The sequence below is a fragment of the Mucilaginibacter sp. P2_A5 genome, from assembly GCF_056404995.1.
Genome location: NZ_JBFUCY010000039.1, coordinates 1 through 14,171, shown reverse-complemented (window position 1 = coordinate 14,171; position 14,171 = coordinate 1). Strand labels below are relative to the sequence as shown.

Annotated in this window: 11 protein-coding genes; 6 read left to right on the top strand and 5 right to left on the bottom strand. The window is 43.6% G+C overall.

Going from position 1 to position 14,171, the window contains the following annotated elements; translation table 11 throughout:
• Window positions 1-8 precede the first annotated feature (8 nt).
• Window positions 9-713, top strand: coding sequence for an arylesterase (locus AC1DXF_RS25635; protein ID WP_477451551.1), 705 nt, complete (start codon window positions 9-11; stop codon window positions 711-713).
• A gap of 45 nt (window positions 714-758) precedes the next feature.
• Here the strand turns inward: AC1DXF_RS25635 and AC1DXF_RS25630 are convergent, their stop codons facing one another.
• The 3 genes from AC1DXF_RS25630 to AC1DXF_RS25620 all read right to left on the bottom strand — a co-directional run bounded on the left by AC1DXF_RS25630 (window position 759) and on the right by AC1DXF_RS25620 (window position 4,309).
• Window positions 759-1,889 (bottom strand): IPT/TIG domain-containing protein, encoded by a 1,131-nt coding sequence (locus AC1DXF_RS25630; RefSeq protein WP_477451550.1) that lies wholly within the window; start codon window positions 1,887-1,889, stop codon window positions 759-761.
• A 159-nt stretch (window positions 1,890-2,048) separates the two neighbouring features.
• On the bottom strand, window positions 2,049-3,329 hold the full coding sequence (locus AC1DXF_RS25625; RefSeq protein ID WP_477451549.1) for a serine hydrolase domain-containing protein: 1,281 nt from the start codon (window positions 3,327-3,329) through the stop codon (window positions 2,049-2,051).
• A gap of 215 nt (window positions 3,330-3,544) precedes the next feature.
• Window positions 3,545-4,309, bottom strand: coding sequence for a hypothetical protein (locus tag AC1DXF_RS25620; protein ID WP_477451548.1), 765 nt, complete (start codon window positions 4,307-4,309; stop codon window positions 3,545-3,547).
• Between the two features lie 267 nt (window positions 4,310-4,576).
• On the opposite strand from AC1DXF_RS25620, the gene AC1DXF_RS25615 reads away from it, so the two are divergent.
• Window positions 4,577-5,884: a PQQ-dependent sugar dehydrogenase gene (locus AC1DXF_RS25615; protein WP_477451547.1), complete on the top strand. Its 1,308-nt coding sequence runs from the start codon at window positions 4,577-4,579 to the stop codon at window positions 5,882-5,884.
• Between the two features lie 2 nt (window positions 5,885-5,886).
• Window positions 5,887-6,339: a c-type cytochrome gene (locus AC1DXF_RS25610; protein ID WP_477451546.1), complete on the top strand. Its 453-nt coding sequence runs from the start codon at window positions 5,887-5,889 to the stop codon at window positions 6,337-6,339.
• 166 nt (window positions 6,340-6,505) lie between these two features.
• Here AC1DXF_RS25610 and AC1DXF_RS25605 read toward each other — a convergent pair whose 3' ends face one another.
• On the bottom strand, window positions 6,506-7,027 hold the full coding sequence (locus AC1DXF_RS25605) for a tetratricopeptide repeat protein (RefSeq protein ID WP_477451545.1): 522 nt from the start codon (window positions 7,025-7,027) through the stop codon (window positions 6,506-6,508).
• A 672-nt stretch (window positions 7,028-7,699) separates the two neighbouring features.
• Between AC1DXF_RS25605 and AC1DXF_RS25600 the strand changes: the two genes are divergently transcribed.
• Window positions 7,700-8,272, top strand: a complete 573-nt coding sequence (locus AC1DXF_RS25600) for a Crp/Fnr family transcriptional regulator (RefSeq protein WP_477451544.1) — start codon at window positions 7,700-7,702, stop codon at window positions 8,270-8,272.
• A gap of 83 nt (window positions 8,273-8,355) precedes the next feature.
• Complete coding sequence (locus AC1DXF_RS25595) at window positions 8,356-8,796, top strand: carboxymuconolactone decarboxylase family protein (RefSeq protein WP_477451543.1); 441 nt, start codon at window positions 8,356-8,358, stop codon at window positions 8,794-8,796.
• A 129-nt stretch (window positions 8,797-8,925) separates the two neighbouring features.
• Here AC1DXF_RS25595 and AC1DXF_RS25590 read toward each other — a convergent pair whose 3' ends face one another.
• Window positions 8,926-11,499, bottom strand: coding sequence for a phosphoenolpyruvate carboxylase (locus AC1DXF_RS25590; protein WP_477451542.1), 2,574 nt, complete (start codon window positions 11,497-11,499; stop codon window positions 8,926-8,928).
• A 282-nt stretch (window positions 11,500-11,781) separates the two neighbouring features.
• Here AC1DXF_RS25590 and AC1DXF_RS25585 point away from each other — a divergent pair, with 282 nt between their 5' ends.
• Entirely contained in the window at window positions 11,782-13,932 is a 2,151-nt protein-coding gene (locus AC1DXF_RS25585; RefSeq protein ID WP_477451541.1) for an FUSC family membrane protein, read from the top strand.
• The last annotated feature ends 239 nt before the right edge of the window (window positions 13,933-14,171 follow it).

Sequence of the window (14,171 nt, the reverse complement as noted above, 5' to 3'; positions counted from 1 at the left end):
TTAACTTTATGAACAAAGTAAAGATCATTTTTATGCTTGCGGCCACATTTGCCCTGGCAGGTTGCGGCGGAAGCGATAAATCAACCACCGGCAATCCGGCATCTAAAGATACAGCTGCACAGGCTACTGCATCATCGCCGGTGCAAACAATTTTATTTTTTGGCGATAGCTTAACCGCGGGGTATGGATTAGACGACCCGGCAGACGCCTTTCCCGGTGTTATCGCAAAAAAAATAGATTCATTAAAATTACCTTATAAAGTAATTAATGCCGGGGTAAGCGGCGAAACATCTGCGGGCGGCGATGGCCGGATAGCCTGGACGTTAAAACAAAAAATTGATGTTTTTGTGCTGGAACTTGGCGCAAACGATGGCCTGCGCGGCATTTCGCCGGCCGAAACTACCAGGAACCTGCAATCCATCATCGATAGGGTAAAAGCAAAATACCCTAAAGCAAAACTGGTGATGCTGGGCATGCAGGTACCGCCAAATATGGGCGCCGATTACGTAAACAGGTTTAAAGCGGTATTCCCTACCCTTGCCGCCAAAAACAAAATGGCACTGGTACCATTCCTGCTGCAAGGCGTAGGCGGGCACCCCGATCTCAACCAGGGCGATGGCATCCATCCGACAGAAAAAGGCGCTAAAATTGTTGCTGAGAATGTTTGGGACGTGTTGAAAGGCGAATTGGACAATCCTAAGGCAACCTATTAAATATTCAAGCCGGCCATCAATAGCGGCCGGCTTGAGTAAATGCTTTTATTCAACCGGAAAAGTATGGGTATAAGGCTTCATACCATCGGGCGTTATTAAAAGTACCACTTTGGTTGCCCCAACTGCTGGCACGGGGTAGTTGATTTTTATTGAAGTTGCTGTAATTGTAACCTCTTTATCGTCAACCGGTTTTTTATCAAGGGTGATAGTTAATTTCTTTTTATCAAAATCGGTACCCGTAATTGTTATTACGCCAGCTGTATTGGCCTTAAATTTATCGGGCGCAATACCCGAAACAGCAAGCACGTCTGCCTTAGCCGGTACTGATGATTGGTTTTCTGATTTAGCTTTAAATACCACATCAAGTACATCCCTTAGCCTTCTTGTTACAACTTCGGTAAACAGGCCGGCCATGGCCGATATAGCCATAATTCCAAAGAGGTTTAAGTTGTTGCCACCATCGTTAGTACTCAAAAACCCGGCCCTGAATGTAAAATAAACCACAACGGCAAGCGCCGAAGCCGTAAACGGCTTTACAAAATACCAGAGTAGCCAGCTCTTTTTAAATTTTTCGAGACCTACAAAGGCGGTGAAAGACCCAGCTACATGGATCATATTGCCCAAAAAGCCTGCGGCCGCAACCAGTATGAGTAAAATGGTGTTAAACTGAATAGTATCGTCAATATCGTACAAAGCCGTCTTTTGTGCGGTATCATTGTATTTTACCGATTTTACAGAATCGACCTTAGCCAATGCTTTTTTTGCCTTTAATGTAGAATCACCAACCGCTTTGGCATGTTTGGTTTGATCGGCCTTCAACGCTGCTATTGTGCCTGAATCGGTTTTAGCAACCTTAGCCTGGCCGGCTTTGATCTTTTTGATCACACTATCCTGCTTATTTTTGAATGCTGCGGCTGCCGCTGTATCCTTTTCACTGCCAGGTTGTTTAATAGCAGCGCCACTGAGCAGCATGGTGTTATGACATTTATGATAATACCTTCCCGAATCTCCTGGCGGAGGTAACTTATCGGGCCAATAGCTGATGATCGTATTCATAGCTATTAACGTAAAAAGCGCGAGTAAAATTCCCGCTGCTACTTTTCCCCAGGTAGAAATCTGATTTTGAGACCCGGTTTCTGTCGAGTCGTCGTTTGATTTAGGTGTTGTGGTACTCATGATTTATTTGCGTTCAGGTTAAAAAAAGGTTTGGTGGAAGGTTCGATGTGTCAAATAATTTATTTTTATTAATGACTTTAAATCAAACACTTACAAAAGCTAAGATAACTACACCCTATGGATACGCCAAGGGTATTTTTACGGTATTTTACTATTTTATTAATCCGTAAGCGCCTGGTACACCATCGCCCTGAATTTATCCTGGAAAGTGTTGTGCGGCAATGGCCAGTTTTGAACAAACAACAGGCATACCAGGTGTTCTTTAGGGTCAACCCAGTACAGGGTGCCAAAAAAGCCGCCCCACGCAAATGAGCCTTCACTTATACCCAGCTTTTTTGAACTTACGTCGGTAGTTAAGCCAAAGCCAAGCCCAAATTTTTCTTTATTGGGGTTGATGAAGAGGTCGCCAATCTGGTTGGTGGTCATCAGCCCAATGGTATGCCGGGCTAATAAACGCTGGCCATTGTAAACGCCTCCATTCAGCAGCATTTGTAAAAAAGTGGCATAATCTTTAATGGTTGAGCTTAAACCGGCCCCGCCGGCATAATAGGTGCCGTTAACAGTTGGGTAATCGGCGCTAAGCCCCTCAAATGTAGCTGCGTTCCATTTAATAAGGTGATCTTTTTTATCGGGGGTATACACGGCTACCAGCCGGTTTTGCTTGGCCGCCGGAATATAAAAGTAAGTGTCCTTCATCCCCAGCGGGTCAAAAATGCGTTCTTTCATAAACTGATTTAAGCTTTTGCCCGATAACTTTTCAACCAGGTAGCCTAAAACATCTACGTTAAGGCCGTAAGTCCAGCGTTCGCCAGGCTGATGCTCCAACGGTAATGGGCCCAGTTTTTTCATGGCATCTGCCAGCAGTATTTTATCACTCACAAAACCTGCCGGAATATGGGCTTTGGCATAAACGGCATTCATTGTAGGCGAGCCGATCTGGGCATAGGCTATGCCCGAAGTATGGGTAAGTAAATCGCGAATGGTAATTTCTCTTTTGGCGGGTATAGTGGTATAAGTAGTATCTTTGGGGTTAAAGGTATCTATCACCTTTGGATGAGCAAATGCAGGCAGATATTTGGAGATAGGATCATCCAGCAGGAACTTACCTTCTTCAAACAACATCATAACCGCAACGCTGGTAATGGCTTTAGTTTGAGATGCTATGCGGAAGATAGCATCATTATTCATTAACTTTTTTTGTTCAACATCGGCCATACCGAATGATTTATAATAAACCATTTTACCATTGCGGGCTATCAACCCTACTGCTCCATTGATATAGCCTGAATCGATGGTTTGCTCAATCATATTATCAATCCGCTGCAAACGTTCGGCGGAAAATTTTTCATTGGCCGGTGTACCAACCTGTAAAGTATTAGCCTGCGCAAGGGCATCGGCGGCAAACGCCACAAATAACAATAAAGCAACAATCTTTTTCATCCCGGGGAGAGGTTTACAATTTGGATACAAAGTAGGATTTTTTCATTATTAAAAAGAAAAGTAAAACGGCGTCGGGTAAAGCGGGGCGCCATTATTTATTTGGGCCGCCGCCTTATTTTGGTGAGCACGCGGCATAAAAAAAGCCGCCCACAAAAGGCAGCCTTTTCATTTATATATAGGGATTAATTAGTGTTATATATTACCAGTGTTCCGGCTTATCGCCTTATACCAAAACCACCACGGCTTGCGGCAAAATCGCGTCCGCCGCCACGGTTACCATGGTCCTGGCCGTTACCGTTGTTTCCGCGGTCATGGCCACCCTGGTTTTGGTTGCCATGGTCTTGTCCGCCATGATTACCGCCGCCGTTGTTATTGTTGTTATTTGGCCTGCCACCCCAGTTGCCATGGTCGCCCCTGTTATCCGGCCTGCCGCCCCAGTTGCCACGGTCACGGTTGTTATCTCTTCCCCTGTCCCATCCACGGTTGTTGTTCCTGTTATCCCGGTTTTGGTAAGCATATCCTCCATCATGTCTTCTTTCAAAACGACGGCCCCAGTTACCGCGGTCGCCGGCGTAGCCGCCCCATCTTTGCCTGTATACATCATGATGCATATAGGGGCGGTTTCCACGTACCTCGTATCTTGTAGCAGTTCGCCAATCATAGTTGTGATAAGCGCCCGGCAGGTAAGCACAAGTTACCCAGTTGCGACCGTTATTGTAGTAATAATAATGATTTGAAACACTGTAATAAGCTTCTACTTCAGGTAAATAATAGTAATCATCACTATCGTCGTTGTAGTTTACCTGGCCATAATCGTCATTGTAAACCGGTTGCTCTTCAACCACAACTGGTGGCGGGCTTGGTGCATAAACACGATGAACAGGGACATTAAAGCCTACATGTATTGATAATTGAGCGTTTGCTTTATTAGCTATTAAACCACCCACTGCTATTGCTGATAATATGAATAACTTTTTCATTTTGTTAAATTTTATATAGCTATGACCTCCTGCAATGGCAATGGTTTAATCCATTGTTGCTATATATGTTACAACTGCTATAAATCGGTACTTAATTTTATATCGGTATCGATTGTGTAAAATTTAATTTGGCAAGCATAATCCACAACTATAGGTTAAAATTTACCCGGATAGATTGATTAAAAATCCTAATTGTCATACAATTACTACAAATCATATTTCGGGATTCCCTGTATATTTATTTATTTTGATCATCAATCAGAAGCCATGAAAAAAAGAAACATCGTATGGACAATGCTGCCTGCTGCAGCTATTGCCGGCGCTATACTGTTTAACAGTTGCAAAAGCGGCAACACCGATAATAAAAATGGTAGCGATACTACCGGCACAACAGCAATTACAGGTAATGCAGGCCTTAAGCTTCCGGCAGGTTTCAGCGCAGCCGCTATTGCCGAAAAGCTGGGCGGTACCAGGGAAATAGCCATTACGCCGCAAAACAACATTTACGTAAAGCTTAATACGGTAAAAGATGGCAAAACCGTTTTGTATTTAACCCAGGACGGCGATAAAGCAACTTTAAAAACAAGCTTTGGTGATTATAAGGGTACCGGCGCATATGTAAAAAATGGCTACCTGTACGCATCGTCTGACGAAGAGGTTTTCCGTTACAAACTGAATGATAAAAGTGAAGTAATAAACCCCGATCAGCCCGAAAAAATTGTAACCGGCTTGTTAAGCCGCAATGAGCATGAGGCCAAGGCCATTACACTTGATAACGATGGCAACCTGTATGTTAACATAGGCGCTTACTCCAACGCCTGCCAGGTAGAAGACCGTAAAAAAGGCTCGCCAGGCCAAAAAGGCTGTCCTATTTTAGATTCGGCCGGCGGCATATGGCAGTTTAAAGCCGATAAGCCAAACCAGCACTATGGCGATGGTATCCGTTATGCTACGGGCTTACGTAATGTGGTTGGCCTGGATTGGAACCAGCAAAACAACCAGCTTTTTGTAATGCAGCATGGCCGCGATCAGCTTCACGACCTGTTCCCTGAATATTTTACCACTAAACAATCGGCCGACTTGCCTGCCGAGTGTATGTATGCCATTAAAAAAGGCGATAACGCCGGCTGGCCATATATGTATTACGACTGGCAGCAAAACAAAAAAATATTAATGCCCGAGTATGGCGGCGATGGTAAAAAAGAAGGCGGCGAAACGGCTATTAACCCTGCCGCCGCATATCCTGGTCACCTTGCGCCCAATGGCTTATTGTTTTATACCGGCAGCCAATTCCCCGAGAAATATAAAAACGGCGCTTTCATAGCTTTCCATGGTTCGTGGAACCGTGCGCCAGAGCCGCAGGCCGGTTATTTTGTGGTTTTTCAGCCGTTTAAAGATGGCAAGCCAAGTGGCGCTTACGAGGTTTTTGCAGACAATTTTGCGGGCAGTGCCGAAAAAGCAGCCAAAGGCAGTGCCGAACACCGCCCATGCGGATTAGCTCAAGGACCAGACGGCTCGCTTTATGTAACCGACGACAACCAGGGAACCATTTACAAAATCACGTATAAAAAATAACAATGGACTTAAAAAAAGCCCTCATACTAATACCATTAATTACCCTTTTTACCATCACCGGCTTAAAGGCCCAAACCAAAAAACATAAGCCGGTTAACAGAACAGCTAATGCAGCAGCCTTAAAAGCATCTATGGATGCCGGGAGTAAGGTATTTATGGAATATTGTGTAACCTGCCACCAGGCCGACGGGATGGGCGTACCTAATATGAACCCGCCGCTGGCCAAAACCGTCTACGTTACCGGCGATAAAACACGGCTGATAAAGATTGTACTGAACGGCTTTAATGATGATGTGGACATTAACGGCGAACGCTACTCCAATACTATGGCCTCGCACGATTTTTTGCAGGATAAGGAAATTGCCGATGTACTTACTTATGTAAGGAATAGCTTTGGCAACAAAGCATCTGCAGTAAGCGCGGCGCAGATTAAGGCAGTAAGGGCAGCGAAATAGGTGAAAGGCGAAAGGTAAAAGGTAATAGGTGAAAGGTCAAAGGCGAAAGGTAAAAGGTTAAAACTGAGAAGTTTTTTTATAAAAAAAGGTATACTGCCATACAGTATACCTTTTGCTTTTGTCCTTTTATGTCGGACCTTTCACTTTCGACCTTTCGCCTTTGACCTTACTCGGTAATCTGGTAAGTATAAGCCAGCGTGTGCTTCATTTTTGAGCGGATGCGTTTGATGCTTTGTTCAATATCAATTTTGTCGTTATGGTCGGTTACTTCCATGAAAGCTTTTTGATAGTTAATTAAGGCTTTTGTCCAGTCTTTGCCTTTTTCGTGGAATAAGCCAAGCAGGCTGTAAACTTCCGCGGTATCAACTCCGGGTGTATTCAGGGCTTTAACAGATACGTTGTTTACCAGTTTTTCCATATTCAAAAACACAAGCAAATCAAGATAATGTGTATAGTTATCAGGAAATGAAGGTTCCAGTTCCATACAGGTTTTAAAATGGTAGCCGGCAGTTTGATAATCTTTAACTTCGTAATAATATAACATGCCCAGCTGGTGGTGCGCACGCGCGTATAAAGGATCGTTGCTGATAATTTCGTTCAGTAATTTAAGCCCTTTGGTAGTTTTACCATAAGAGAGTTTATCCACGGCCTGCAAATACTTTTCTTCGATAGTATAATAAGTGTCCATAAATTTTGTATTGTATAAAATTGTGCTAAAACTCAGCACTTGTTGTAATAAATAATGATGTGTAATAAAATCTGTCGGTATAAAAAGTATTGCCGCTATACCGGGGTGGAGAAGCGTATGACTGATGCATAACCCTTCTGCTGCGGCACCATGGGCCACATTATAGTTTTACAGAATGAATTTTTAAACAGCATCATTTATTTTTTTACAAATTTACAATTAATGTGGCAATTTGCAAAATGGGGGAAATTATGGTATCTCGTTTTAAAACGGACGCCCGCAGTGTGCTCATTTAAGCGCTGCAAACTAAAGTCTGCAGTACACTTCAAAGAGCATATAATTAAAATCCTGCCTTCGTCTAAAACCTAACTCATCCTGTCGTTCTGAGGTACGAAGAATCTATTAATGAACTTTGCATGGTTGGTTTGCATGGGGTACGATAGATGCATCGTACCGCAAGCATGGCATGTGCTAAAATCCCAGACTTACGAAGTTTTATTTAAAAACTTAGGTCTTTCGCCGGCTTGTTATTTCCCTTTCTGAATTTCCCGAAATTTTATCACTCAGGATGACAGTCATTCCCCACTTCAGAGCGCCCGGATTTTACAATGCGGGATAACCAGGAGGAAGACCACTTTTTGCGCAAACCAATCAATACCTGTATAATTGTATGTGCAATCTACCCTTACAAACCATATTAAAAAGTTCGTTCAACTTACCGCGGACGAGGAACAGCTGATCAACGCGGCGGTAACTGTAAAAACGGTTAAGAAAAAACACTTCCTACTGGAACCCGACCATGTTTGCAAGGAACTTTTTTTTGTAAGTAAAGGCTGCCTTCGCCTGTATTTCATCAACAAAAAACTGAATGAGCAAACCACCCTGTTTGCCATTGAAAACTGGTGGATGACCGATTTTGATAGCCTGGAAAGCGGCCGCCCATCTTCCTGCTACATCCAGGCGGTTGAAAACACGGAAGTTATCAGCATCAGCAGAAATAAACAGGAAGAATTGTTTGAGGCGATACCCAAGCTGGAACGCTATTTCAGAATAGTATACCAGCGTGCTTTCAGCGCTACCCAAACCCGCATCAAATACATTTACGGCATGAGCGATGAGGAGCGATATCGTCATTTCAGCAGCCTTTTCCCGGCATTTATGCAGCGCGTGCCTCAATATATGCTGGCATCGTACCTGGGTTTTACCCCACAGTTTTTGAGCAAAATAAGGGCGAAAAAAATTTAGCCACCCTGAATTTTCTTAATCCTGATTCATTTTTTGAAGCCGGTTTTGTCGCCACCTTTGGGGAATTAAAACATACACACAAAATGAAAACAAGAGTAAATATCGGTAAAACCGACCCGGAAGCCTACAAAATATTAATAAGCCTTGACCAGTACATTGTTAAAAGCAATGTAACTAAAACCCACCACGAACTGATCAAAATCCGCGCATCGCAAATAAACGGTTGTGCCTTTTGTATAGACATGCACACCAAAGACGCCCGCAAAGCTGGCGAAACCGAGCAACGCATTTATGCCCTGAACGCCTGGCGCGAAACGCCATTTTTTACCGAAGAAGAGCGGGCCATCCTTGTTTTAACCGAAGAGGTAACCCTGATACAACACCATGTATCTGATGCTACTTATGAAGCTGTTGCAAAGGTTTTGGATGAAGCTTATATAGCACAGGTAATCCTGGCTATCATCGCCATTAACGCCTGGAACAGGTTTGCAATTTCTACGGGGATGCAGCCGAGCCCCCTCTAAATCTCCCCCGGTAGGGGAGACTTTTATTAGCAGGCGGCTTTTAACACAAAACAAAAAGGCGGGACTTCTTTATGAAATCTCGCCGTTTTGTTTTCAAGTCTCCCCTACCGGGGGAGATTTAGAGGGGGCTTACGCCAAATTCCTTCCTGCGTTCACAATACCATAAACGGTACGGATTACCAGCTTACGATAAATTTCTGTCAGTTCGGGGTCCTCGCTGTAGTTTAAACACTGCAAGGCGTAATGCTGCATAATAACAAGCGGTAATACAATTTTTTCGCGGATGGCAATCGATTTACGTTCTACGGGATACTCCTCCATCAATACGGTGCTGCCGGTTAACTCCAGTAACATGGTACGGGTAAGTACAAACTCATCTTTCAGCATCTTCCAGAACTCGCCAAATTTTTTGTCTTTTTCCAGGTAAGCCGTAACCCTGAAATCGGATTTCGACATCGACATCATACAATTATCCAGCATGGTTTTAAAAAAGCCCGATGTTTTGTACAACTCCTGCACCTCCTGCCACTTACCTTCATCCTTCATCTTTTTTAATGAGGTACCTACCCCATAAAAGCCGGGAATACTTTGTTTAAGCTGGCTCCAGGAGGTTACAAAGCTAATGGCGCGCAAATCTTCCAGTTTCATTGGTCCGCCGCCGCCGCGTTTGGTTGGCCTGCTGCTGATATTGATTTTTGAAAGTAATTTAAGCGGACTGAATTTCTCCAGGTATTCTAAAAATAAGGGGTGCGCGCGCAGGGCCATAAAGAGCGAATAGCTTTCATCGGCCATTTCCGATATCAGTGTTTTATGCCTGTTATCTAACAAATCTTTACGATCAGGATGCAGGGCAGAAATAATTCCCGCGTTGAGCAGCTGCTCCATATTAAACCTTGCTGTTTCAACCGAGCCGTATTGCGAGCTTACAGTTTGGCCCTGTATGGTAAGCTGAATGTGCTCATTAGCAATATCGTTGCCCATTGACGCATAAAAACGGTGTGTTTTACCGCCGCCACGCGCCGGCGGGCCTCCCCTGCCGTCAAAAAATGCCAGGCTGATGCCATATTTACGGGCAATGGCCGTCATTTCAACTTTTGCTTTGTATATGCTCCAGTTGGCCATTAAATAGCCGCCGTCTTTAGTGCCGTCAGAGAAACCAAGCATAATGGTTTGCCTGTTGCCGCGTAATTTTAAATGTTCGGCGTAATAAGGGTGGGTATACAGTTGCTCCATGATCTCGCCTGCATTGGCAAGGTCGTTCACTGTTTCAAACAGCGGCATAAAATCAACCTTCAGGCTATCTTTTTTCCATCCGCTCCATAAAAACAAATGAATGAGCTGTAAAATATCTGATGCGCGCTGGCAATTACTGATAATAAAACGCTGGCAGGCTTTTTCGCCGTTGCTGTGCTGAATTTGTTTTATCAGCCTGATGGTGTCCAGCGTATCGCAGGTCATGGCATCGGCATCTTCGGGGCGATGATAATCAACCTCTTTAAAAGGCAGCTTTTCCAGCTTTTGTTTTTCTTCCAAATCGTTGTAGCCTTCAACAACGCCAGTATCGGCTTGCGAGGTTACAAAATCAAATACGTTGCGCAGCACACGGCTATCCTGCCTGATATCAATGGTAGCAAAATAGCAACCAAACAGGCGTATCTTTTGAATCAGGTTTTCTACAACATCTAAAAACAGGCCGCCGTGGTCGGTTACCAGCGTGTCTTTAATGGTTTGCAGCAATTCTAATAGCTCGCCCTGCAGGTCTTTTGGGTCCGACTGATTTTCGTTAGCGTTCCTGTAAATCAATTTTTCCAGCTTGGCCATAGGCTTTTCGACCCCGCGGAAAGTGATGCGGCGTTTAAGTACCCGGTAATCGCGGTAGTAACACCTGAACAGGCGCTGCCTTAAGTACCTGGCTACCTCTTTGGTACTTTCAGTGGTAACGTTGGGGTTGCCGTCCCTATCGCCGCCTGGCCAAAAGCCCATCTCCAGCAACTGGTTGGTGGTGTCAATATCAAACTCCTCTTCCAGTTTTGATTGGATGCCCGACACGGCATAGTAAAATATGTTTTCTAAAAACCAGGTAAGGCTAATGGCCTCATCAACCGGCGTTGGCGATGTTTTGTTAAAAAACGGTGTTTTGCCCAACTGCTGTAGCAACACATCAATAGTAGGGATATCGTTAACTTTTACGGCCTCGATAAGATCTGTCATAATACCCAGCACCGTGCCCGGATAAAATTGGGTTGGGTGGGCGGTAAGTACCAGTCTTAACGAAAAATCTTTCAGTTTTTCGCTGATACTTTTCCGGGTATCATCGCTTATGGCTGCTTGTTGCAACAGGCTTTGCAGGGTACCGGTATCATCAAATTTGCCTATTTTATTAAACGACGAATCTTCAATGGCATCAAACAAAACCACCTGCCGTTCTATATATTGTATAAAACGGAACATGCGGTTAATCTGCTCGCGGTGGTCAATATCCGGTACGTATTTTTTAAAAAAACTTTCGATAATTTCTGTAGGCGATGCGTTCATGGCGGCGCCCTTTTCGCAATGCGAGCTAAAAAAGGGCAGCAAAATTCCGGTATCCTTTACCTGGTAAAACGGCAGGGTTTGGAACAAACTATTATACAACTCAAAACGGGTTACAACTTCGCTATTAAAAGTTGTTTCCCTTTGGCTGAGTTTTAAATTTAACGACATGGCACAAATAAATTGAAGGTTAAAATTGATGGGTAAAGGGCCCGCCACAATACCGGGGGTGAATTTAATTTAATTTTGGCAAAAAATAGATAATTAGTAACAAAAAAGTGGTATTAATGCCATATTTATTAAAACAATGCCAAAATATTTAATTATTGTAAATTTACAGCACATTTTGAGCATAAAAAAAGCGTAATTGAAAACATAATATCTGTTTCAACAAAAAATCAATCATAAAAGTATTCATCGTAGCTTTATTGCGGATAAAAACGGACAAAAATAATGAAATTTAACACCCGCGAAATCAACAGCTTCTTCTACAGTCAGTATTTTTCTGATGGTTTACGGATCTCGGCAGGCATCCTGCTGCCATCGCTTTTGTTATTGGAGTTTGGCAAATTTGATCTTGGGCTTACCCTGTCATTAGGGGCGTTATGCATTTGTGTTATTGATACCCCCGGCCCCGCAACCCACAAGCGCAATGCTATGGCTGTTGGCAATTTGTGCCTGCTTATTGTAGCGGTTACCACGGGTTTTGCACGCCTTAATATTTACACCCTGGGTCTCGAGATTACTTTATTCTCCTTCCTGTTCAGCATGTTTACGGTTTATGGTAACAGGGCCGCCTCGGTTGGTACGTGTAGCTTGCTTATTATGATATTTATGATGGATAAGGCCCTGGCTCCATCAGATGTATTACTATATAGTCTGCAAATACTGGCAGGGGGACTATGGTACATGTTATTTAGCCTCATCTTCTTCGGCATCCGCCCCTACCGGGCAGCCCAGCAAACCCTTGGCGAAAACGTGGCCGATATTGCCAAATTCCTGCGCATTAAAGCCGAATTTTACAACCCTGAAAGCGATATTGACGAGAATTACCGCAAACTGGTAAGCCAGCAGATACAGGTAAGCCAGCACCAGGATGCCGTGCGCGAATTGTTATTTAAAAGCCGCCTGGTGGTAAGGGAATCAACCCCATCAAGCCGCATATTGGTTTTAACATTTGTTGACCTGGTAGATATGTTTGAGCAGATTATGGCTACGCATTATGATTATTACCAGATGCGTGAAAAGTTTAAGGATACAGGCGTGTTGAACGAGATTGCCCGCATTATTCACCACATGGCCGATGAGTTGGACGATGTGGCCTATATTGTACTATCAAATACCCGCCACCGCCATGTGATGGATTTTAATGTGGAACTTGAAAAGCTGAAATTAAAAATAGATGCCATAGGTAAAGATCAGCAGGAAACCAGCACCCTGGTACTAAAAAAAGTACTCATCAACCTGCGTAACCTTACCGAAAGTATTAATAACATTTACAACTACTACAATTCAAAAACCTTATTAAAATCCACAGAGATAAAAGGCGAAGTAGAGTACTCCCAGTTTGTAACCCACCAGGATTACGCACCACATATTTTCTTTGATAATTTCACATTCGGGTCGGGCGTTTTTAAACACGCGTTACGGGTATCGCTGGTTTGTTTGGTTGGCTTTATAACAGCCAAGACCATAGCACAAGGACACCATAGTTATTGGGTATTGCTAACTATCATTGTAATATTAAAACCGGGTTTTAGCCTATCCAAACAGCGTAATTACCAAAGACTGATAGGCACCATCGGCGGCGGGGCAATTGGCATACTCATCCTGAACTTTATACCCGACAGCACCGTTCAGTTTATCCTGCTTACCATATTCATGATAGGTACATACAGTTTTCAGCGGTTAAATTATGTGGTGAGCGTTATTTTCATGACGCCTTTTGTGCTTATTTTATTTAAGTTTTTAGGGGTAGGCCTGTTAAATATTGCGCAGGAACGCATCCTGGATACCGTGATAGGCTCATCTATCGCGTTTATTGCCAGCTACCTCATTTTTCCAACCTGGGAATTTGAAGTGATTGAAGAAACCCTGCGGGATGTAGTAGCGGCCAACATTAAATACCTGATTACCATTGCCGAAAGTTTATCGGGCAAAACCATAGGAACTACCGCCTTTAAGCTGGCCCGTAAGGATATCTATGTAAAATCGGCCAACTTATCGGCCACTTTTGAGCGCATGACATCCGAGCCCAAAAGCAAGCAGCGTAATGTAAAAGAGGTGCACAAATTTGTAGTACTTAACCATATTTTATCATCATATATAGCCGTTATACAGGCCGGCCTGGTAAGAAATGCGCAGCGACCGCACCCCGATGCACTGCGGCTGCTCAAAAAAAGCATATCGGTACTTAACGAAAGCAACAAAAAACTGCACGGTCAAAGTATCGATTTTAATGTAGGCAAAACCACCTCAACCCCCGAAATTGAAAAACCCGAACTTACCGCCGACGAAAACCTGCTGAAAGAACAGCTGGGTTTCATCAACAAAATAAGCTACGATATTGCGAAGGTTACGGATAGCATCATTAGTATCGAGTAGCAAGTATCAAGTAGCAAGATTTTTTTTTAATCTAATGCACTTGTCTGAACCGAATTAAAGAATTTCCAGAATTTCTTACCTTGTTCGCCAATTTAACTCACAACTCACAACTCACAACTCACAACTCACAACTCACAACTCACAACTCACAACTCACAACTCACAACTCACAACTCACAACTCACAACTCACAACTCACAACTCACAACTCACAACTCACAACTCACAACTCACAACAC